Annotated in this window: 16 protein-coding genes, 2 tRNA genes, 1 other RNA gene and 1 other annotated feature; of the genes, 13 read left to right on the top strand and 6 right to left on the bottom strand. The window is 37.9% G+C overall.

Translation table 11 applies throughout. The annotated features are described in order from the left end of the window. Window positions 1–36 precede the first annotated feature (36 nt). Together gyrA and GMJ66_RS08785 are read left to right on the top strand one after the other, a co-directional pair. Window positions 37–2,538, top strand: coding sequence for a DNA gyrase subunit A (gene gyrA / locus GMJ66_RS08780; RefSeq protein ID WP_156289947.1), 2,502 nt, complete (start codon window positions 37–39; stop codon window positions 2,536–2,538). A 266-nt stretch (window positions 2,539–2,804) separates the two neighbouring features. Then, the gene (locus GMJ66_RS08785; protein ID WP_156289948.1) at window positions 2,805–3,905 is read left to right on the top strand and encodes an HD-GYP domain-containing protein; all 1,101 of its coding nucleotides are present in this window, start codon (window positions 2,805–2,807) and stop codon (window positions 3,903–3,905) included. A gap of 34 nt (window positions 3,906–3,939) precedes the next feature. Here GMJ66_RS08785 and GMJ66_RS08790 read toward each other — a convergent pair whose 3' ends face one another. Next, entirely contained in the window at window positions 3,940–4,893 is a 954-nt protein-coding gene (locus GMJ66_RS08790) for a YaaC family protein (RefSeq protein WP_156289949.1), read from the bottom strand. Window positions 4,894–5,051: 158 nt separating this feature from the next. On the opposite strand from GMJ66_RS08790, the gene guaB reads away from it, so the two are divergent. The 4 genes from guaB to GMJ66_RS08810 all read left to right on the top strand — a co-directional run bounded on the left by guaB (window position 5,052) and on the right by GMJ66_RS08810 (window position 10,184). Beyond that, window positions 5,052–6,524 (top strand): IMP dehydrogenase, encoded by a 1,473-nt coding sequence (guaB, locus tag GMJ66_RS08795; protein WP_407939207.1) that lies wholly within the window; start codon window positions 5,052–5,054, stop codon window positions 6,522–6,524. Window positions 6,525–6,680: 156 nt separating this feature from the next. Further along, complete coding sequence (locus GMJ66_RS08800; RefSeq protein WP_231514881.1) at window positions 6,681–8,015, top strand: D-alanyl-D-alanine carboxypeptidase family protein; 1,335 nt, start codon at window positions 6,681–6,683, stop codon at window positions 8,013–8,015. Between the two features lie 78 nt (window positions 8,016–8,093). Beyond that, window positions 8,094–8,317: a binding site (T-box leader), on the top strand. Between the two features lie 273 nt (window positions 8,318–8,590). Beyond that, window positions 8,591–9,865 (top strand): serine--tRNA ligase, encoded by a 1,275-nt coding sequence (gene serS, locus GMJ66_RS08805; protein WP_156289951.1) that lies wholly within the window; start codon window positions 8,591–8,593, stop codon window positions 9,863–9,865. Window positions 9,866–10,091: 226 nt separating this feature from the next. Further along, a tRNA-Ser gene (locus tag GMJ66_RS08810) sits at window positions 10,092–10,184 on the top strand. Between the two features lie 306 nt (window positions 10,185–10,490). On the opposite strand, the gene GMJ66_RS08815 is transcribed toward GMJ66_RS08810, so the two are convergent. Beyond that, window positions 10,491–11,012: a GTP pyrophosphokinase gene (locus GMJ66_RS08815; RefSeq protein ID WP_407939208.1), complete on the bottom strand. Its 522-nt coding sequence runs from the start codon at window positions 11,010–11,012 to the stop codon at window positions 10,491–10,493. A gap of 325 nt (window positions 11,013–11,337) precedes the next feature. Between GMJ66_RS08815 and proC the strand changes: the two genes are divergently transcribed. After that, window positions 11,338–12,153, top strand: a complete 816-nt coding sequence (gene proC / locus GMJ66_RS08820) for a pyrroline-5-carboxylate reductase (protein ID WP_156289953.1) — start codon at window positions 11,338–11,340, stop codon at window positions 12,151–12,153. A 37-nt stretch (window positions 12,154–12,190) separates the two neighbouring features. Here the strand turns inward: proC and GMJ66_RS08825 are convergent, their stop codons facing one another. Further along, window positions 12,191–12,871: a deoxynucleoside kinase gene (locus GMJ66_RS08825; protein ID WP_156289954.1), complete on the bottom strand. Its 681-nt coding sequence runs from the start codon at window positions 12,869–12,871 to the stop codon at window positions 12,191–12,193. Continuing rightward, window positions 12,837–13,526 carry a deoxynucleoside kinase gene (locus GMJ66_RS08830; protein ID WP_156289955.1) on the bottom strand — a complete coding sequence of 230 codons (690 nt, stop codon included), beginning with the start codon at window positions 13,524–13,526 and terminating at the stop codon, window positions 12,837–12,839. Before GMJ66_RS08830 ends, GMJ66_RS08825 begins: the two co-directional genes overlap by 35 nt. A 134-nt stretch (window positions 13,527–13,660) precedes the next feature. Between GMJ66_RS08830 and GMJ66_RS08835 the strand changes: the two genes are divergently transcribed. The 3 genes from GMJ66_RS08835 (at window position 13,661) to acsA (ending at window position 17,017) form a co-directional block, all read left to right on the top strand. Beyond that, a tRNA-Arg gene (locus GMJ66_RS08835) sits at window positions 13,661–13,733 on the top strand. 147 nt (window positions 13,734–13,880) lie between these two features. Then, window positions 13,881–15,116: a dicarboxylate/amino acid:cation symporter gene (locus GMJ66_RS08840; RefSeq protein WP_156289956.1), complete on the top strand. Its 1,236-nt coding sequence runs from the start codon at window positions 13,881–13,883 to the stop codon at window positions 15,114–15,116. A 185-nt stretch (window positions 15,117–15,301) separates the two neighbouring features. Beyond that, a complete protein-coding gene (gene acsA / locus GMJ66_RS08845; protein ID WP_156289957.1) occupies window positions 15,302–17,017 on the top strand; it encodes an acetate--CoA ligase in 1,716 nt (571 codons plus the stop codon). Between the two features lie 76 nt (window positions 17,018–17,093). Here acsA and hmpA read toward each other — a convergent pair whose 3' ends face one another. Then, window positions 17,094–18,320, bottom strand: a complete 1,227-nt coding sequence (hmpA, locus tag GMJ66_RS08850) for an NO-inducible flavohemoprotein (RefSeq protein WP_156289958.1) — start codon at window positions 18,318–18,320, stop codon at window positions 17,094–17,096. A 140-nt stretch (window positions 18,321–18,460) separates the two neighbouring features. Here hmpA and GMJ66_RS08855 point away from each other — a divergent pair, with 140 nt between their 5' ends. Continuing rightward, window positions 18,461–18,904, top strand: a complete 444-nt coding sequence (locus GMJ66_RS08855) for an Rrf2 family transcriptional regulator (protein ID WP_156289959.1) — start codon at window positions 18,461–18,463, stop codon at window positions 18,902–18,904. Window positions 18,905–19,055: 151 nt separating this feature from the next. Here the strand turns inward: GMJ66_RS08855 and GMJ66_RS08860 are convergent, their stop codons facing one another. After that, window positions 19,056–20,345, bottom strand: a complete 1,290-nt coding sequence (locus tag GMJ66_RS08860) for a LysM peptidoglycan-binding domain-containing protein (protein ID WP_156289960.1) — start codon at window positions 20,343–20,345, stop codon at window positions 19,056–19,058. A 563-nt stretch (window positions 20,346–20,908) separates the two neighbouring features. Here GMJ66_RS08860 and tadA point away from each other — a divergent pair. Both tadA and ffs read left to right on the top strand, forming a co-directional pair. After that, entirely contained in the window at window positions 20,909–21,379 is a 471-nt protein-coding gene (gene tadA / locus GMJ66_RS08865) for a tRNA adenosine(34) deaminase TadA (protein WP_156289961.1), read from the top strand. A 43-nt stretch (window positions 21,380–21,422) separates the two neighbouring features. Continuing rightward, an RNA gene (gene ffs, locus GMJ66_RS08870) (signal recognition particle sRNA large type) lies at window positions 21,423–21,687 on the top strand. Window positions 21,688–21,896 lie beyond the last annotated feature (209 nt).

Genomic DNA, 21,896 nt, shown 5'->3' on the forward strand with positions numbered 1-21,896 from the left:
AACACATATCGTGTTTTTTGTTTAGGAGGTATGAATATGGCGGAAAAACAAAGACCAAACGTACAAGAAATTAATCTTAGCAATGAAATGCGTACATCTTTCCTCGATTATGCAATGAGTGTTATTGTCGCACGAGCTCTTCCTGATGTTCGTGACGGAATGAAGCCCGTACATCGAAGAATATTGTATGCGATGCATGATTTAGGAATGCATTCTGACAAGGCCTATAAGAAATCAGCACGTATAGTTGGGGAAGTAATCGGTAAGTACCACCCACATGGTGATTCTGCCGTTTATGAAACCATGGTACGTATGGCTCAATATTTTAGTTACCGCTATATGCTGGTAGATGGACATGGTAACTTTGGTTCTGTAGATGGGGACTCAGCAGCTGCAATGCGATATACTGAAGCCAGAATGTCCAAAATCTCGATGGAGCTACTTCGTGATATCAATAAAGATACGATTGATTACCAGGATAACTATGATGGTTCAGAACGAGAACCGGTTGTTTTTCCAGCTCGATTTCCGAATCTGCTTGTTAATGGGACATCTGGGATTGCAGTTGGTATGGCAACGAATATTCCCCCACATCATTTGGGAGAGACGATTGATGCGGTGTTAGCAGTAAGTAAGAATCCTGACATAACAATTGAGGAATTAATGGAAGATTATATTCATGGTCCAGACTTCCCTACTGCTGGTCAAATTTTAGGGAGAAGTGGTATCCGGAAAGCTTATGAAACAGGTAAAGGGTCGATTACGATTCGTGCCAAAGCTAATATTGAAGAACATACCAATGGAAAGTCATCGATCATAGTTACAGAAATCCCTTATCAAGTAAATAAAGCAAAATTAGTAGAAAAAATTGCGGAACTTGTTCGTGATAAGCGCATTGAAGGAATTACAGATTTAAGGGATGAATCTGACCGTAATGGAATGCGTATCGCTATTGAATTAAGACGTGATGCGAATCCTAATGTCATATTAAATAATTTATATAAGCAGACCGCGATGCAAACGACATTCGGAATTAATACACTTGCTCTAGTAGATGGACAACCAAAAGTATTAAATATTAAAGAATGTTTAGTACATTATTTAAATCATCAAAAAGTAATTATAAGACGCAGAACAGAATATGAGCTGAGAAAAGCGGAAGCTCGCGCTCATATTTTAGAAGGTTTGCGAATTGCTCTAGATCATATCGATGAAGTTATTTCACTCATTCGAGGTTCAAAAACAACCGATATTGCACGTAATGGGTTGATGGAGCGCTTCAAGTTATCTGAGAAGCAGGCACAAGCCATCTTAGATATGCGTCTCCAGCGGTTAACAGGTTTAGAACGAGACAAAATAGAAGAAGAGTATGCAGAATTGGAGAAGCTTATCTCTGAATTAAAAGCCATCTTAGCTGATGAGGAAAAGATTCTGGAAATTATCCGTGAAGAACTGACAGAGATCAAAGAAAAATATAATGATGAGCGCCAAACAGAAATTGTAGTTGGTGGTACAGACTTTTTTGAGGATGAAGACTTAATTCCAGAAGAGAATGTCGTTATCACCTTAACGCATAAAGGCTATATTAAACGGCTCCCATCTTCTACCTATCGTACCCAAAAACGTGGCGGTCGAGGTATCCAGGGGATGGGTACAAATGAAGATGATTTCGTGGAGCATCTTGTATCGACGTCGACACATAATATGCTTTTATTCTTTACGAATAAAGGGAAAGTATATAAAGCAAAAGGATACGAAATACCTGAGTTCTCAAGGACAGCAAAAGGAATCCCGATTGTTAATATGCTCCAGGTAGAAAGCGGTGAATGGGTCAATGCTGTTATATCAGTAAGTGAGTATCAGGAAGATGCTTACCTATTCTTTGCAACCAAACATGGTATTACAAAACGCACCTCTGTATCTAAATTTGCGAATATCCGTAAAGGTGGACTCATTGCTCTTGGATTACGTGATGATGATGAGCTGATTTCAGTGAAAGAAACAGATGGTAATAAAGATGTCATGATTGCTACGAAAAATGGCTATTTAATCCGTTTTGAAGAGACACAAATTAGAGCGATGGGACGAACTGCTGCAGGTGTAAAAGGTATTTCATTAAGAGATGATGATGAAGTAGTTTCCATGGAAATTTTAGAAGAAGGGTCGAAAATTCTTCATGTGACAAAGAAAGGATATGGAAAGCAAACTCCAGAGTCCGAGTATCGTCGTATTAATCGTGGCGGTAAAGGTGTGTTTACATGTAAAGTAAGTGAGAAGACTGGACCTGTATCGGCTGTGAAAGCTGTAACAGGGGAGGAAGATTTAATGGTCATCACCGTAGCGGGTGTGATAATTCGTATACCAGTTCAGGATATATCGGAAACAGGGCGAAATACGATGGGAGTCCGACTCATTCGTTTGAATGAAGACGAAGAAGTAGCAACGGTTGCTAAAATTGAACATGAAGAAGATAAAGAAGATGTTCCAGAAGAAGAGTCTGCAGAAGTGGGATCAGAAGAAGAAACAGAAGAAGAATAGATGGTAAGGTGGCTTTTAAAAGTCACCTTCCTTTTTATCAAATTTCACTTTCAACAGGCAAAAGTGCAGTAAATCCCCAACTTAATAAATGATGCTTTTTTTGTGAGCTGTTGTTTTACAATTGACGTTGCACAAAACTAGTTCGCAGTTTATATACTTTGTGTAAAACAATAAACTTGTAATAAACAGCAAAAATTTAAGATAATGAAGATAGTTGGGGGGAATTTTCTAATTGGGGTTTACTTTAATGAACTGGGGGAATATGTATGCAAGTAATGCCATCACAGCTTGTACCAGGGTGTATTTTATTAAAGGATGTTTGGGGGAAAACAAATCACCCTATTATTCCTAAAAATACAGTACTGTTAGATATACATATTGAAATATTAAAGGCTTTCCTGGTTGATACAGTAGAAGTATCAACACAGTTAAACAATGGAGAATTATTTGAACCTGAATCGGTGGATGCCGCGTCTGAAGAAGAGCAGATTACAGGAAATCAATGGGATACAGACAAAACTAAATCTCCCTTTCAAAACCATTATGAAGAAGCGGTTAAAGGATACAAGGAATTATTTAAAAGCTGGCAAAGTGGTATGTCATTAGATATATTGCATGTCAGAAAGCTTATTATTCCTTTATTAGAAAGAACAGAAGACATCGATGAAGCTGTGACATTGCTCCATCAGTATGGGAAAAAGGAAGAATATTTATATTATCATAGTGTAGCAGTCGCTATCTTATCCTCTTATTTGGCAAGGAAACTTGGCTATAGTAAAGGTGAATGGTTACAAATAGGAATCGCAGGCTTATTAAGTGACAGTGGGATGTCCAGGATTGATCCGAAAATAGTTTTTAAGAAAGGTTCATTACAACAACATGAATTAGAAGAAATTAAAAAACATCCTACTCTTTCATATCGGCTTGTTGAACAAACGTCTTCCTTAACTGCAGGAGTAAAACTGGCGATTATCCAGCATCATGAACGGTTCGATGGAAGTGGATATCCTCTTGGAGTACCCATGGATAAAATTCATAAATATGCACAAATAGTAGGTATATGTGACAGTTACCATGCTATGACTAGTGAACGCTTATATAAAGCAAAACAGTCTCCGTTTAAGGTGATAGAAGAACTCCAGAAAAGTGAGTTTACCAAATTTGATTCTGCTATTGTTCATAAATTTGTCAGCAGCATTGCTGATTTTCCAATTGGTACAAAAGTAAGGCTTACCAACGATCAAACAGGTGAGATTATTTTCATAGAGCCTTCTAAACCTACTCGTCCGATTGTTAAATTGGACGGAACTGGAGAAATTATTTCATTGCAAAACATGCCGAATGTACATCTTGAAGCAAGGGTATAAAGGGAAACGCTAGAAAAACAGTTTCTAGCGTTTTTTAATCATTTTCCATATTTTGGTATAGTTCTCTTTCAAGCAATTTTGGAATCTTATTTGCAGTAACTTTTAAAAATTGTACAATAAATGGATAATCCAATTCCGGCTTAGAGGAAAGTAAATCCCCCCACCATTCGGCTTCATATCTACATAGCATACTTAAGTTATATAAAAGCAAATAATGAACCATCACTTCTGAGACTGGTAAAAAATGATTTCTGTGAATCGGAAAATAGATTTCACCTTCATTTATATGAATAAAAAAGGGCCCTTTGGATGATAGCAATTTTCTCTCTAATTCAACATAAATAGAAGATTGCTGATAGTCGATGTTTTGAATCTGAGGCAAAAAAGGTTCAATCCTTTTTACAAATGCTTTTTCTGTTAAATGATGGGTATCCATCAGCCATACAGGAAACTGTAATAGCCTGGAGTTTACCGTTCCAACCATCGTCATTTTCTCATCCCCTTGAAAGGAAAAAAAGGATTGCATCTCTGGTATGACGGAAAACAAATCTTCCATCTTTATTTTTTCAAAAGGTATCGGATCAATGGTAAAAAGATATTTTGAAAAATAAGGAAAAAGTCCTTTTTGCTGTACTTTTACTTCATCATTCATAAAGGTATAGTTGCGTTTTTTTCGCTTTCTTGTGGTAACTCCATGTGATAAAAGTGTCGTGGATTCAGGATAGTCTGGTCGTTTCGTTAGTAGACAGGCCTTTAAAACATGTGTTAACCCATAAAAATATAGTACTGGTTTTGCAAAAATATCTACTTCATGTCCGATTTCATAAAATCTTCTTCCATGGTCAAGATAATACATAAATGCACTACAATTATTATAGCTTTTTGTTTCAGCATCTGTTTCCTCTAATTGTTTATAGCAGTGAAGCAAATAGTTTTGTGCAGTTTGTTGTGATGTTAAATACATGTAAAAGTCACTGTTTTCGAGCATAGTCTCTCCCCACCAAAAATTCAGAATCTATTTTCTTTTTAATTTCCAATAATATGTTATTGAAAAAGGAAAATAGTTGGCGTATGGTATATAAAAATAGATTTACCTACTAGTTTAATCATTTATGTTTCATTAAATACATTTTATAAGGAGGAGTAATGTTGCGTAAGGATAAATTTGCAAAAGAAGGTTTAACATTTGATGATGTACTATTGATGCCAGCGGAGTCTGAGGTATTACCAAATCAAGTTCAATTAAGTACAGAATTGTCACCTAGTTTAAAGTTAATGTCTCCATTTATTAGTGCTGGGATGGATACCGTTACAGAAGCGGAAATGGCAATTGCAATGGCTCGTCAAGGTGGTTTTGGAGTTATTCATAAGAATATGTCCATTGAAGAACAGGCTGAACAGGTTGATCGAGTAAAACGTTCTGAGAGTGGTGTCATTACGAATCCATTTTTCCTTACCCCAGAACATCAAGTTTATGATGCAGAACATTTAATGGGGAAATTCCGAATCTCTGGTGTTCCAATTGTTAATTCAGTGGAAGACCAAAAATTAGTAGGTATTATTACCAATCGTGATTTACGTTTTATCCAAGATTATTCCATCGCTATCTCGGAAGTAATGACTAGCAATAACCTAATCACTGCACCAGTGGGAACAACATTGGATGAAGCTGAAAAAATTCTTCAGAAATATAAAATTGAAAAACTGCCTCTAGTGGATGAAAATAACAACTTAAAAGGACTAATTACGATTAAGGATATTGAGAAGGTTATTGAATTCCCATATGCGGCAAAAGATGTCCATGGCAGACTCTTGGTAGGAGCTGCTGTCGGTGTAACGAAGGATGCAGTGAAACGGATTGAGGCGTTGGTAGAAGCTGGTGTCGATGTAATTGTTATTGATACAGCGCACGGCCACTCCAAAGGCGTCATTGAACAAGTACGAGCGGTTCGTAAAGAATTCCCGGATTTAAATATCATAGCTGGAAATGTTGCCACTGCAGAAGGTACAAAGGCGCTTATTGAAGCCGGTGCAACCGTTGTTAAAGTTGGTATTGGACCTGGATCGATTTGTACAACACGTGTTGTAGCGGGTGTTGGGGTACCTCAAATAACGGCTGTCAATGATTGTGCTATGGCGGCACAGGAATACGGGGTACCAATTATTGCCGATGGTGGAATTAAATACTCCGGTGATATTGTAAAAGCACTAGCAGCTGGTGCTCATGCTGTTATGTTGGGTAGCATGTTTGCCGGAACAACCGAAAGTCCTGGTGAGACAGAGATTTATCAAGGCAGAAAATATAAAGTATATCGTGGTATGGGTTCTGTTGGTGCGATGAAAGCTGGTTCCAAAGACCGATATTTCCAAGGGGATGCAGATAATAAGAAGCTTGTTCCAGAGGGAATCGAAGGAAGGGTTCCTTATAAAGGATCTTTAGCAGATACCATCCATCAGTTAATCGGTGGGCTGCGTTCTGGAATGGGTTATTGCGGGGCTCCAACCATTACAGCATTACGTAATGACGCACAATTTATCAGAATCACGAATGCTGGATTGCGGGAAAGTCATCCACATGATGTTCAAATAACAAAAGAAGCACCAAACTATTCTGTTTAATAGATCGGTACTCTATTATGGGAAATTTTTATAGATGAGGACTTTCCTCATCTATTTTTTTTGCCGCCTGTATGGTAAAATAAACAAGTGTTTTTTTAATAGAGCCGCAAATAGAATAATTTAAAGATATGAAACAGAAACTTGGAGGTAAGAACGTTGAAGTACAACATGAGAAAATTGTCGATTCTTTTTACATTAGCCGTAATATTCATTTCGATTACGCTTCATCCTAACCATATAAACGCTCAGGAACATTTAGATTTAAATTCGGAATCAGCCATTTTAGTTGATTTTGACTCGGGGAGAATTTTATATGCCAAAAACCCGGATGCTACGATTCCTCCAGCAAGTATGACGAAAATGATGACGGAGTATTTAGTGTTAGAAGCCATTCAGGAAGGTGAAATAACATGGGATACAACGACACAAATTAGTGATTATGCATACAGTATCTCGGCAAATGACGCCTTTTCTGGAGTGGGCTTAAGGCAGAATCAGGACTATACAGTAAAATCATTGTATGAAGCAATGGCTATTAATTCAGATAATGCTACAACGATTGCTCTTGCGGAATTAATTGCTGGTTCTGAAGGTGAATTTGTTGAAATGATGAATGAAAAGGCAGAAGAAATGGGCCTTACAGAGTATGAGTTCGTTAATTCTACAGGACTTGATAATGCAGATTTGGACGGAAACCATCCAGAAGGCACAGAAGCAGATGATTTAAACTTATTATCTGCTAGATCTACTGCATTACTTGCATATAATCTTGTTCATGACTTTCCAGAGGTTTTGGAAACATCCTCTATTCCAGAAACAACATTTGATGGCCAAACCATTACTAACTGGAATTGGATGTTAGAACACGAAGGAGTCAATTTTAAACAGTTTTATTATGAAGGAGTAGATGGATTAAAAACTGGTTATACAGAAAGTGGAGGAAACAGTTTTACTAGTACAGCCATCAGAAATGGAACTCGTTTAATTTCAGTAGTTATGAGAGCCGATAGCCGTGAAGAGCGCTTTGAAGAAACAGCCAAGCTCCTGGATTATGGATTTAACAATTTCCAAACAGAAGAATTGTTCCCATCAGGCTATCAGCTGGAGGGGGAATCTGCCATTCCAGTTGCCAAAGGGAAGGAAGATTTTGTTGATGTTTCAATAAGTGACTCTATTGCGCTTCCAATTCAACCAGAAGAAGAAGAATTATATCGTATCGAATATCAAATGGATGAGGAAAAGTTAAATGAAAATGGGGAACTGATTGCTCCTGTTGAAAAAGGTGAAGTAATTGGTACAGCCACATTGGTATATGAAGGCGAGCAAAACGAAGGGTTTATTGATACGGATGCAATCAGTTCTGTTAATTTGGTTACAGAGGCATCTGTAGAAAAAGCAAATTGGTTTATGCTGACAATCGGAGCCATTGGTGACTTTTTTGCTAATATTTTCTCTTCTGCGGTAAATTGGATTACAGGTTTATTTAATTAATAAATGGATAGACTTGCTTCTTGAATTAAAATGGCTTATGATAATTATAAATTAAATGGATACATTAAAACATGCTGCTTAATAGTATTGATAGGAATAAGTAACAGTGTAGCTATCTTTAGAGAGTCGATGGTTGGTGGGAATCGATGGTAGGTTACTGTGAATCCATCCTTGAACTGGTTTACGGAAAAGTTTTTACTGAGTAAGTAAACCCGGTTACGTACCGTTACATACGTTAAAGCCGGAAGAGATATTCTCTTCAACAAGGGTGGCAACGCGGGAATCAAACTCTCGTCCCTATATTTAGGGATGGGAGTTTTTTTATTTGGCTCTTTTCGTAAAGTCTGTTGCTATTGATACGATACAAATTCCGACATGAGTAGATTGCAACACTGCCCTCGCTACAATTAACCAGCTTAATAGCGGTTCGATTTATGAAGAGTTTATTTATCCTGATCTATGTTAAGAAGAAAGAAGCATAAAACTAAGAAGTGTATGTCCGTGGCGGTAGAATAAGCTGCAACTCATGTCGTATTCTATAGAGTCTTTTCATTACATTAAAGGAGGAATAAAACATGCTGGATATGAAGTACTTAAGAAATAATTTTGAAGAGGTAAAGGCAAAGCTAACACATCGAGGTGAGGATTTATCAGAATTGGACCATTTTGGTGAGTTAGATGAGAGACGTAGGAAATTAATAGCTGAAACAGAAAGCTTAAAGGCAAAACGAAATGAAGTAACGAAACAAATTTCTGTGTTAAAAAAGGAGAAAAAGGATGCAGAACCTGCAATTAAGGAGATGCGTGAAGTTGGCGAGCAAATTTCAACTCTAGATAAGGAACTAAAAGAGATTGAAGAAAAATTACAGCAAATCCTGCTATCCATTCCTAATATTCCTCATGAGAGTGTTCCCGTTGGTGAAGATGAGGATGATAATGTAGAGGCACGGAAGTGGGGGGATATTCCGGCATTTGATTTTGAAGAAAAACCGCATTGGGATATCGCAACAGGCTTGGATATTTTAGATTTTGAACGTGCTGGTAAAGTAACTGGAAGCCGCTTTGTCTTTTATAAAGGGTTAGGTGCTAGACTGGAACGTGCCCTTTTAAACTTTATGATGGACTTACATGCGGATGAACATGGGTATGTGGAAATGCTGCCACCTTATATTGTAAATCGTACGAGTATGACAGGTACCGGGCAACTTCCAAAATTTGAAGAAGATGCATTTAAATTAGAGGGATGGGACTATTTCATGGTGCCTACTGCTGAAGTTCCAGTGACAAACTATCATCGCGATGAAATTTTAAATGCAGACGATCTTCCAAAACAATATGTTGCTTTCAGTGGAAGCTTTCGGTCTGAGGCTGGATCTGCTGGGCGTGATACGAGAGGTTTGATTCGCCAGCATCAATTTAACAAAGTAGAGCTGGTTCATTTCGCTAAACCTGAAGATTCTTATGAAACATTAGAAACATTAACCGGCCATGCTGAAAAAGTTCTACAGTTGCTCGAATTGCCATATCGTGTAATGAGTATGTGTACAGGTGATTTAGGATTTACGGCTGCGAAAAAATATGACATTGAAGTATGGATACCTAATCAGAATACGTACCGTGAAATCTCTTCTTGCTCTAATTTTGAAGACTTCCAGGCAAGACGTGCTGGAATTCGCTTCCGTAGAGAGGCGAATGGCAAACCGGAGTTTGTCCATACATTAAATGGTTCTGGCCTAGCAGTTGGAAGAACCGTTGCAGCTATTTTAGAGAATTACCAACAAGAGGATGGTTCTGTAAAAGTACCAAAAGTGCTGATTCCTTATATGGGTGGAATAGAAGTTATAAAATAGGTGAAAACTAGGGAGGGTAACATGCTCTCCTCATATTTTTTACACGTTAGGAAAGTATAAAATTTTAGCAAAGAAGCTTTTCGACGTAGCTAAAATTTTAACGTCCTAAGTATAAGAAAAACTCGCATTCGCTAAAGGACGAGCGAATGCGAGTTTTTCTAAATAAATTATCAAATAAATATTGACATGTATTTACCAAATATGTTATATTATTTCTTGTCGTCATGGAGGTATACCCAAGTCTGGCTGAAGGGATCGGTCTTGAACACCGACAGGCGGGTCAAACCGCGCGGGGGTTCGAATCCCTCTACCTCCTCCATTTTAACTAAAAAACGCGTACATAATATTGGAGATAAAAAACACCGTTACGTTTTATTTGTAACGGTGTTTTATTATTGCTTAGGAAATTATAAAATGTAAAACCTGTGGATAATTTTCTACTATAAGTAGCCACATCCAGCTCTAGCGCCCAGCGACTAGCGAGACTTCCTTCGCCTCCGCACGATAAGTCAACATCGATTCCCTTCGTTCGTCGTGTTTCCTTTATCTCCTGCAGCTCAGTCCAGTCCGTACGTCGCTAAACGGGCGCTTGCGCTTTTGTTCTTTTTTCTAAACACGTAATAATTCACTTTATAAAAGATTCCAGGAAATTAATTGGAAAATGAGGTTTCTCTTCATTATCTGGTTGGTCTTGTTCTTTTACTTCATTTACTTCTTTATGCAGCTGCTCCATCCGTTGATCTAAATCATTTGCTACTTTGGCTGCATCCGCTAATTCTTTGGATAAATGTTCAGGTATGGCATTATCGTATTTATAGTATATTTTATGTCCCAGGCTGGCCCAAAAACCCATGGCAACAGTGCGGATCTGGATTTCTACATACACTTGCTCTACTCGATCCGACATAAACACCGGTACGGAGACTATTAAATGCAAACTTTTATATCCATTTGGTTTAGGGTGTTTAATATAATCCTTTTTTGTCACTAATGTGACATCTTTCTGGTGCTCAATCATTTCAGAAATACGGTAAATATCAGAAATAAAGGAACATACGACTCGTATGCCAACAATATCCCTGATGTTCTCTTTGACCGAATCCAAGGATATGGGTAAATTTTTTATTTTCCAATTTCGGCTTGACAAATATGGGAGAAGAGCATATATTACTTAAAACAAAATGGACAGGAAAGACGCTGATTTGGCTAGTAGTACAATGTCTATTCGAAATAGAATGAAATCCTCAGACTGAAAGATTCCAGCGAAGTCGCTTGTAAGAAATCTACCCTAGGTGTTGTTAGCATAAAACCAACCGCAGATTCCCATGTTATCAAAGAGTTTGGGGAAGATTGCTTATCAATTTAGATGGTAACGCGGAACTCATTCCGTCCTATTGGATTAGGAAGGAATGGGCTTTTTTACGTCGTAAGTATAATAGAATCGAACACTTTTGCTAAAGGAGGCTAAAACAATGGATAAGAACATAGCTTTTTTCGGAGCAGGCTCTGCTGCAGAGGCAATTTTGTCTGGGGTTATTAACGCTGGTATTGTTAAAAAGGACCAAATTAAAGTTGCAAATAAAAGCAATATTAATCGTTTAGAGTATATAAAAGAGAGATACCAGGTTTTCTGTACACAAGAAAAGGAAAGGATCATTCAAGATGCCGATATTCTTATCTTAGCTATGAAACCCTATGATTTACATGATTTTATGCATGAAATAAAAGGACATATGAATAAAAGACAACTTATCATCTCCATTCTCGCTGGAGTGTCTACCGATACGATTATAAAAGAATTGGAAATGGATTTACCTGTCATTCGCGCAATGCCAAATACCTCTGCAATGATTGGATATTCCGCCACTGCCATTTCTAAAGGGAAATATGCAAGTAATGAACATGTTAACCAGGCAGAAAAACTATTTAACACCATCGGAACAACTACGATAGTGGCAGAAGCTGATATGCACATTGTTACGGCTATTTCTGGAAGTGGACCTGCTTATTTATATTATATGGTAGAGGCCATGGAAAACGCCGCTATAGAAGCAGGATTAGACCAACAAACTGCAAAGGAATTAATCACACAAACAGTGGTTGGTGCTGGTGCGATGTTACAGCAATCAGAGGATTCACCAAATGTATTAAGACAAAAAATAACAAGTCCTAAAGGAACAACGGAAGCTGGGATTAAAGTGCTGGAGGAGAATCATTTTCAAAAGATTTTAATGGAATGTGTTAAAAGTGCAAAAGCACGTTCTGAGGAATTGGGAAAAGACCAATAAAAACAGAGAGGTCTACATAATGGCCTCCCTGTTCTAATCAGTATTTACCTCTTGATGTACGTTTTCTGGACTGTTGGATAAAATGGCCGACTTTCTCCAGGATTGGTTCAATGGATTTTTCTTCTTTCATGAGATCATAATCTGTAATATCAATCCGTAAAATAGGACATGCATTAAAATTATTAATCCATTCTTCATAACGACGATGCATTTCTTCCCAATAGGAAATCGGAGTACTTTTTTCCATGGATCGACCTCGTTCATCAATTCGCTTTAATATGGCATCCAATGGCCCTTCTAAATAAATAAGAAGATCAGGATGTGGAAAATAAGGTGTCATTACCATGGACTCGAATAAATTGGTATAGGTTTCATAATCTGTTTTTGACATATTCCCATTTTCATAATGCATTTTAGCAAAAATTCCAGTATCCTCATAAATAGAGCGGTCTTGTATAAAACCTCCACCATATTCAAAAATTTTCTTTTGCTCTTTAAAACGTTCTGCAAGGAAATAAATTTGTAAATGAAAACTCCAGCGTTCAAAGTCACGATAGAAATCTTCTAAATATGGATTGGTTTCTACTTTTTCAAGTGAGGTTTTAAAATTCAGTGCTTTTGCTAATGCTTTGGTCATGGTAGATTTACCTACGCCTACCGTACCCGCAATAGTAATGACACTATCATTTGGGATTTGATATTTTTCTCTTAGATTCATGTACATTCCCCTTCATTTTCTCGATGCTAATCTCTTTAATATGCCTGTCTACCATACTAATGATTGTTTCTAAATCATTTTGATAGGTAACAAAGTCCATTTTATCACCGTCAATGCGGATAACAGGTATATCTGGATGCATCCTTTCAAATTCATTCATATAGACTTCGTAGTCCTTGGATAGCTGCTCAAGGTAAGATGGTTTTATATTTTTCTCGATGTCTCTTCCACGCTTGCGTATCCGATTCAAAATAGTATCAAGGCTTGCATTTAGATAAATCATGATATTTGGAACAGGCATATCTGCTGTTAATATGTGATAGATTTTCTCGTATTTATTAAGCTTGTCCGCTTGTAAGGTACGTTTAGCAAAAATCATATTTTTAGATATATGGTAATCAGCAACAACTGGTTTACCTTTTAGTAAATACTGCTGTTCAATATCTTCTAATTGTTTAAATCGATTGCATAAGAAGAACATTTCTGTTTGGAAGCTCCATGCTTCAATATCATCATAGAATTTCCCTAGAAAAGGATTCTCTTCTACAATTTCTTTTAATAAATGAAAATCATAATGATTGGAAAGCTTTTTTGCAAGAGATGTCTTTCCAATTCCAATAGGTCCCTCTATAGCAATAAAAGGAACTTCAGCCATAGCCAATCCTCCAATCCATTTGGCTTTACACGTGTAATACACAACTTATTATTTTAACATACATCTCACTGGTTTTATACTTTTCTTTTCGATGAATTTTTTGTATAATTTAAAGTACTAACGTAAATTTTTTTGGCCTCGTAGCTCAGGGGATAGAGCAATGGTTTCCTAAACCATGTGTCGCAGGTTCGAATCCTGCCGGGGCCGCTTGCTATCATTCCTACACCCCCTCAACGTAACATTTCACGATGTGGTTTCTTCACTTCCTTATCATACTAGCTGCAGTTCAAGATTTAGCACATTAGAGTCATTTCATGTAATCACGAAACTTCATAAATGAGAGGAGCTACCAACATGAGCTTAACAAAGAAAATAATGATAGCTCTTATTTTAGGGGTTATTGTTGGTATTAGTCTGAGTTTTTCACCGGTTTCTTTCTTTAATATAATAGATACCTATATTTTATCTCCGGTCGGTCAAATCTTTCTGAATTTAATTATGATGCTGGTTGTCCCGATAGTATTTGTATCGATTGTACTTGGAGCAGCCGGATTAGGTGAACCAGCGAAAGTTGGTAAAATAGGCATTCAAACAATCTTTTTCTTTCTTGTTTCTACATCTATAGCACTTTCTATTGGGATTGGCTTAGCATATATGATCCAGCCTGGAGAAGAAGGAATATTTAATACAAGCAATATGGAATACGAAGAACAATCCGCTCCGCCAATTATGGATACGCTGGTAAATATTATCCCAAGCAATCCAATAAAATCCATGGCATCAGGGGACATGCTGCAAATTATTGCTTTTGCCATATTTATTGGTCTGGGATTAGGGGTACTAGGTGAAAAAACGAAGGGAATTCATCGTTTATTCGAACAAGCCAATGAATTATTGATGTGGTTAATAAAAATTGTAATGAAGACCGCACCATATGGGGCATTTGCCCTAATTGCTTCTGCTATTGGAGGAGCCGGTATAAATGCTATTGGATCGATGGCAATGTATATGGGGACGGTTATTCTAAGTTTGATCATTCATGGAACTGTTACTTACGGTTTAGCAATATGGCTGCTTGGTAAAAGCAATCCACTTACATTCTATAAAGATTTCTCCCCAGCTATGTCTGTTGCGTTTAGTACATCCAGTTCCAGTGCAACGTTGCCACTATCTTTAAAAATTGCCCAGGAAAAATTGGGAATTAAAAAAGAAGTCAGCAGTTTTGTTCAGCCTTTAGGGGCAACGATTAATATGGATGGGACAGGAATCATGCAGGCTGTTGCGACCGTTTTTATTGCTCAAGTTTATACGATATCATTGGATTTTACCGACATTATTATCATCATTCTTACCGCTACATTAGCAAGCATCGGTACGGCAGGTGTTCCTGGAGTAGGATTAATTATGCTGGCAATGGTATTGAACCAAATCGGGTTACCAGTTGAAGGGATTGCACTTATCGTTGGTGTCGATCGTATCCTGGATATGCTCCGAACGTCACTAAATATCGCAGGGGACGCAAGCTGTGCCTTGATTATTTCTAACAACATGAAACGGAAGGAAGAAAGAACCAAATTGCAAGCGTCTTGATTCTTCCTTTCCAAGCTAAAAAACACACTGAAAATAATTTTTAGTGTGTTTTTTATTTTTTTTAGGCTTCCCACTTTAAAATTGTCACAGAATGTTCTAAAATAGAAGTAAGTTACTTAATATTTTAATTATTTTATTTTATTAGTTTTGTAATCGATTTCAATTCTTGGGTGAGGTGAAAACGGATGGATATGAAAGTTGTACCAGTAAGAGATGGAAATCATAACTTAAAGGACTATGAAAAGTATCGGGGAAATTTTTCGTGGGAACAGGTAAAAAAGAATTTCTCATGGGATAAGACCGGAAAAGTGAATATGGCTTATGAAGCTTTAGATCGTCATGCAGAAAACCCGGAAAAGAAAGATAAAGTTGCCCTGTTATACTCTTCGCCGGAAAGAGAAGAAAAGGTTACATTTGGACAATTAAGCAAAGACAGTAATAAATTCGCCAATGTCTTGAGAAATTATGGCATTGAGAAAGGCGATCGTGTATTTTTGTTCATGCCAAGGAGTCCTGAATTTTATACAGCTTTCTTTGGAATCTTAAAGGTAGCTGCAGTTGCCGGTCCACTTTTTGAAGCGTTTATGGAGCAGGCTGTCCGCGACCGTTTGCAGGACAGTGAAGCAAAAGTGCTTATTACAACTCCAGATCTTCTTGAACGAGTACCACAGGCAGATTTACCGGATTTAGAAAAAATAGTGGTAGTTGGAGAAGTTGCTGATAACTCAGATAAGTATATCGATTACAACAAAGAAATGGAAGCTGCATCAGATGATTTTGAAATAGAATGGGTGGATTTAGAAGACGGAATGCTGCTTCATTATACTTCTGGATCTACTGGAAAACCAAAAGGAGTATACCACGTTCACCATGCGATGATTCAGCATTATGCCACAGGGGAATGGGTTCTTGACTTAAAAGAAGACGATATATACTGGTGTACTGCCGACCCAGGCTGGGTAACGGGAACAAGTTATGGGATTTTTGCCCCTTGGCTGCACGGAGTAACCAATGTCATTCGAGGTGGAAGATTTACACCGGATGATTGGTATCAAACATTGGAAAAGTATAAAGTTACGGTTTGGTATACGGCACCAACGGCATTGCGCATGCTTGTTAGTCACGGAGAGGAGAAAGTGAAAAACTACGATCTATCCTCACTGCGACATATTATGAGTGTCGGTGAACCGCTTAATCCTGAAGTTATTACTTGGGGGCTGAAGGCATTTGACTTAAGAATTCATGATACATGGTGGATGACGGAAACAGGGGCACAGCTTATTGTGAATATACCGTCACTTGAAATTCGCCCTGGTTCCATGGGCAAACCAATCCCAGGAGTAGAAGCAGCCATTGTCGATAATGAAGGAAATGAGCTTCCACCTAATCAGATGGGAAATCTGGCTATTAAAGCCGGTTGGCCTTCCATGATGCGGCAGATTTGGAATAATCCAAGTAAATATGAAAGTTATTTTATTAATGGATGGTATGTATCAGGGGATAGTGCTTACCGGGATGAAGATGGTTATTTCTGGTTCCAGGGGCGTTTGGATGATGTTATTAATACATCGGGTGAACGTGTTGGACCATTTGAGGTGGAAAGTAAACTAATTGAACATGAAGCAGTTGTGGAAGCGGGGGTAATTGGAAAACCGCATCCGGAACGTGGTGAAATTATTAAAGCATTTATTACATTAAATGAAGGATATGAAGAGTCACCAGAGCTCTTAGAAGACATCCGCAAATTTGTAAAAACAGGTTTAAGTGCCCATGCAGCACCTCGCGAAATAGAAGTAAAAGACAGTATTCCGAAAACACGCAGTGGTAAAATTATGCGCCGTCTCTTAAAATCATGGGAGCTTGGCTTACCAACAGGAGATACGTCAACATTAGAAGAATAATAAGAAAACTATGGCTATCGTTCATTGTGACGATAGCCATATTGTTTCACAGATTTTACTTTTGTAAAAGTTAAGTTCATCTCGTAATATCGTCTGCTGGCCCGAAAATTTCATAATGGATATCATCGTTGGAAACGCCGAATTGAATTAGGTTTTGATACATTGCTCGCATGAATCCTTTTGGTCCACAGAAATAAAATGCTGCATCTTCTGTTGGTAAAATAGAAGCCAACCATTCATAATCGATATACCCTTTTTTATCGAATTGATCTCCTTCAACCGGATCATCATAAACCGTATAGCTTGTTACTTGCTGATAATTGTGTGCAATCTCATTTACACGATTTTTCATTGCATGGAACTTTCCGTTTCTTGTTGCATGAATATAGTATACGTCACGATCGGATTGTTCTTTAATAACTGTTTCCAGCATACCCATCATTGGTGTTAAACCGACGCCTCCGCTTAATAACACTAATGGACGGCTATCCGTTTGGTCCAATACAAAATCTCCAGCTGGCGCACTAATAGGAATCATACTCCCTTTTTTAATGTTATTATGTAGGAAAGCGGATACAACACCCGCTGGATTATCCCCTGTAGCATCTTCTCGTTTGACACTGATACGGTAATAATTTTCCCCAGGAGCATCTGACAAACTATACTGGCGTAAATGGGTGTAAGGCTCCTTCTCTATTTCCGCTTTAACAGTAATATATTGTCCAGGCTGATATGGAGGAATTTCCCCACCATCTGCTGGCTGTAAATAGAAAGATGTAATGACATCACTTTCCACCACTTTTTCCACTACTTTAAAATCTCGGTAACCGACCCATCCACCTGGTAAGTTCTGTACTTCTTCATACATATCACGCTCCACAGATATAAAGACATCGGCTATAACCTCATAGGCATTTGCCCAGGCGTTGATGATATCGTCCGTAGCGGCATCTCCTAATACATCTTTAATAGCAAATAATAAATTCTCCCCTACAATCGGGTATTGTTCAGGTTTAATATTTAAGCTTCTATGTTTTTGGGCTATTTGCTTGACTGCCGGTAAAATTTCCTCCAGGTTATCAATATACTTTGCTGCGGCAAGGACAGCGTTTGCAAGAGCCTTAGGCTGATTACCTTTCCTTTGATTGGTTTGATTAAAGATATTTTTTAATTCTGGGTGATTTTCGAACATTGTTTCATAGAATCGCTTGGTAATGGTGGTGCCAAATTCTTGAAGAACAGGAACAGTAGATTTAACAATATCAATGGTTTGCTCATCTAATTTTTTTGTTTCAGTCGTCATCATAACACTCCATTTCTATAAAAATTAAACCTGTATTCTGAATACATCTTTATTGTATATAAAATATTCACACTGTATCAATAGGAGAAATGAAATATGTGTTACAATATTGTGAAGGGGCAAAAGTGAGGTGGCATAGCTTGCAGTTAAAGAAATATACCGATTATGCACTGCGTGTATTAATTTTTTCTGGGATGAAACCAGATGGAGAGCTTGCTAGTATAAAAGAGATTTCGGATGTATTTAATATATCTCAGCATCATTTAGGAAAAATAGTTTATGAGTTGAATAAATTGGAGTTAATAGAAACGATTAGAGGAAGAAATGGTGGTATCCGTTTAGCTAAACCAGCAGACGAAATTAATATTGGGATGCTCGTTCGTATACTAGAGAATGACTTTAATTTACTGGAGTGTTTTGATAAGGGAACGAATCATTGTGTCATTACCCCTGCCTGCACATTAAAACACGCATTAAATAAGGCATTACATTCATTCTTTAAAGTCCTGGAGGAATACACACTGAAGGATTTAATAACAAATGAAGAAGAATTAAGGAAACTGATGGGGATGTCAAATGAATAAGAGGCTGGGGAAAGGTGTTTTAGTAAAAGAAAAAATCCGAACAATAATTCAAAATTCTTACGTTAGAATTCGAATTAGTTCGGATTTTTGTTTTTATAAGGCTGTTTTCTAAAAGATTTGATGTTTTTATCACTAAATACATAAATGGAAATTAGTCTAATTTAGTTATATCAAATTGGTCATCTATTAAGAGCCAATTTTGTGGGAATGCTAATCCCAGCTTCCAATATGCAATTCCCAGTAAACCAAATTCACGAATTAGATCAAATTTGCCTTGAATGGATCGGGCATCTTCAAACCATACTTCATGCTGGTTTCCTTCTGTGTCTGTATAAAAGAAATAAGGTGCCTGAGCTGTTTGGTCAAACTGAATAGCTACATTATTCTCTCTCGCTAATGCGATGGCCTGCTGTGGACTAATTGCTCTTGCTGGATCTCCTCCTTCCACAAATGGAAGCGTCCAGTCATATCCATACAGGTTTTGTCCCAGAATAATTTTCTCGGGAGGTATTTCTGTTACGGCGTATTCCACAACGCGTCGTACTTGATCTAATGGAGAAACGGCCATCGGAGGTCCATAACTGTATCCCCATTCATATGTCATTAACACAACAAAATCAGCAATTTCCCCATGTGTTCTATAGTCATGTGCTTCATATACAATCCCGGTTTGTTCAGCACTCGTTTTTGGAGCTAAAGCAGTCGACATAATTAATCCAGCTTGAGACAGGCGATCTTTAGCTTTTCGTAAAAAAGTATTGTATGCTTCTCTATCTTCAGGGAAGATAAATTCAAAGTCAAAGTGAACATCACGATATCCGCCTGCTGTAGCGGTGTTAACTATCTCATCCAGTAAGGTATTTTGTACTGCTTGAACAGTTAGGATAATATGTCCTAATTCAGAACTGAATTCTCCTTCTTCCAAATTCGTCACCACTAGTGTTAAGGAAGCATCATTCGCCTCGGCTATTTGCCTTAAATTCCCTAATGGTGGAGGAGTAAGCGTACCATCCCGATTTACTCTAAAACTAAAATGTGCTAAATACGTTAAATACGGGGCTGTTTTGCTAGCAGCATTTTCTAACGTTTCTGATACCGTCCCGCCAAGTGGTTCTACATAACCCATTGATGTAATTGGACGTTTGGTAGGTGGAGGTACATATAGTCGCAAACCAATAGGTAATATGTTACCAATTGGGAAGTTGTTGATTTCCGCCAATTCTTGATACGATATACCAAATCTACTGGCTATGGTGTATAGGGTATCTCCCGGTTGTACAAAGTAAAATTGTCCTACAATGGGAATGACCAAAGCCTGACCTACCACAAGATTTTCTGGAGCATCTAATTCATTTGCTTCAATAATCATATTGGTAGATGAACTATATGTATTGGCAATCGAAAACAAGGAATCTCCTGGCTGTACAACATGAATTTGCAATAAACTTCCTCCTTTAATTGTAGTTGTTACTACACTGTATGAATCTCCCGGAAAAGTTATGCATTTGGAAATACTTTCTCATCACTTTAAAGTAAATGTGTACTTGCCCTCGGTACATAAGATGATTATTATAACGATAAGAGGTATTTTATAAAGGCTTTTTCGTAAGTCTTCGCAGTTGAAATAAACTGTGGACTAACTTTAAATGATATTGGAGTACCAACTTACCGCTACGGAAATACACTACGCGCACCTTAGGGCGACCCGTGATCCTCCTCGTGCTAACGCACTGCAGGATCTCACTCTGGTATTCCTTGTCCTGTGGGAATAGCACGTTCCAGACCTGAGCAGCTGCGGTTTTCCTTGATGAGGCTTTAGGTCTGCCCACGAACCGTAAGTATTCTACCGGAGCTAATGCATGCACGCTATCATCATTAGGATAAGCGAGAGCATCACGATAGGAATTTTTGTTAGTCCGGATATTATATATGTTATTTAACAACAACAACCTTTAGGGTAACAGCCTTTATAAAAGAACATATTTAAAGAAATGTTGTGATTTGATGTTTGATGAAAAATTTATGATAGCGGCAATTAATGAAGCAAAAAAGGCTCGTGATAGGAATGAAGTACCGATTGGAGCAGTAATTGTTTTTCAAGATGAAATCATTGCTTCCGGCTATAACTTACGGGAAACGTCTCAAACGACCTTATCTCATGCAGAATTAATTGCCATTCAAGAAGCAAATAAAAAAATAGGGAGTTGGCGTTTAGAGGACTGTACGCTTTATGTAACCCTAGAGCCATGCCCGATGTGTGCAGGAGCAATTGTCCAATCCAGAATAAAACATGTTGTTTATGGTGCACATGATCCAAAGGCAGGATGTGCTGGAACATTAATGAATTTACTGGATGAGCCAAGATTTAATCATCAGGTCAAGGTAACGAGCGGAATATTAGAAGCTGAATGTGCAGGACTATTAACTGACTTTTTTCGAGAACTAAGAAATAGGAAAAAAGGGGATTTACTTTAATTACCATTGCAAAATTCGATTAATGTCGCTATAATGGTAATTACCGTGCTAAGCGGGGAGGTAGCGGTGCCCTGTACTCGCAATCCGCTATAGCGAGGCCGAAATCCCATCCGAGGTGGGCGGCTGTATGGTCTGCCTCAAGGAATTGGTGTTGACGCCCGGGTCCTGCGCAACAGAAACCCATGAACCCTGTCAGGTCCGGAAGGAAGCAGCAGTAAGTGGTCATTTCTGTGTGCCGCGGGGAAGCCTAGGCTGAGCCATGAACTTGAGTAACGCATATAGTCGTTTCATCAACGATGGGTGCACGGCATACATATAATAAGTAAAAGTTAGGGATAATTCTCTAGCTTTTTTTATTTACATGCAAACTGATGATTACACATCATTTTAGCTGAGAAGTGGGTTTGACATGGCTAAAATTTAAACGTCCCAAATATAAGAAAAACTAACACATTTACTAAAGAAAGAGTGAATGCGGGTTTTTCTATTAAATAACCTGTGATCAATAAATGGAAAT

The organism is Oceanobacillus salinisoli (genome assembly GCF_009733865.1).
Classification (GTDB): Bacteria; Bacillota; Bacilli; order Bacillales; family Amphibacillaceae; genus Oceanobacillus; species Oceanobacillus salinisoli.

Bases quoted from the DNA above. Each gene is read 5' to 3' on its own strand.
- gyrA (WP_156289947.1), top strand. From the start codon at position 37: ATGGCGGAAAAACAAAGACCAAACGTACAAGAAATTAATCTTAGCAAT.
- GMJ66_RS08785 (WP_156289948.1), top strand. From the start codon at position 2,805: ATGCAAGTAATGCCATCACAGCTTGTACCAGGGTGTATTTTATTAAAG.
- GMJ66_RS08790 (WP_156289949.1), bottom strand. From the start codon at position 4,893: ATGCTCGAAAACAGTGACTTTTACATGTATTTAACATCACAACAAACT.
- guaB (WP_407939207.1), top strand. From the start codon at position 5,052: ATGTTGCGTAAGGATAAATTTGCAAAAGAAGGTTTAACATTTGATGAT.
- serS (WP_156289951.1), top strand. From the start codon at position 8,591: ATGCTGGATATGAAGTACTTAAGAAATAATTTTGAAGAGGTAAAGGCA.
- proC (WP_156289953.1), top strand. From the start codon at position 11,338: ATGGATAAGAACATAGCTTTTTTCGGAGCAGGCTCTGCTGCAGAGGCA.
- GMJ66_RS08825 (WP_156289954.1), bottom strand. From the start codon at position 12,871: ATGAATCTAAGAGAAAAATATCAAATCCCAAATGATAGTGTCATTACT.
- GMJ66_RS08830 (WP_156289955.1), bottom strand. From the start codon at position 13,526: ATGGCTGAAGTTCCTTTTATTGCTATAGAGGGACCTATTGGAATTGGA.
- GMJ66_RS08840 (WP_156289956.1), top strand. From the start codon at position 13,881: ATGAGCTTAACAAAGAAAATAATGATAGCTCTTATTTTAGGGGTTATT.
- acsA (WP_156289957.1), top strand. From the start codon at position 15,302: ATGGATATGAAAGTTGTACCAGTAAGAGATGGAAATCATAACTTAAAG.
- hmpA (WP_156289958.1), bottom strand. From the start codon at position 18,320: ATGACGACTGAAACAAAAAAATTAGATGAGCAAACCATTGATATTGTT.
- tadA (WP_156289961.1), top strand. From the start codon at position 20,909: ATGTTTGATGAAAAATTTATGATAGCGGCAATTAATGAAGCAAAAAAG.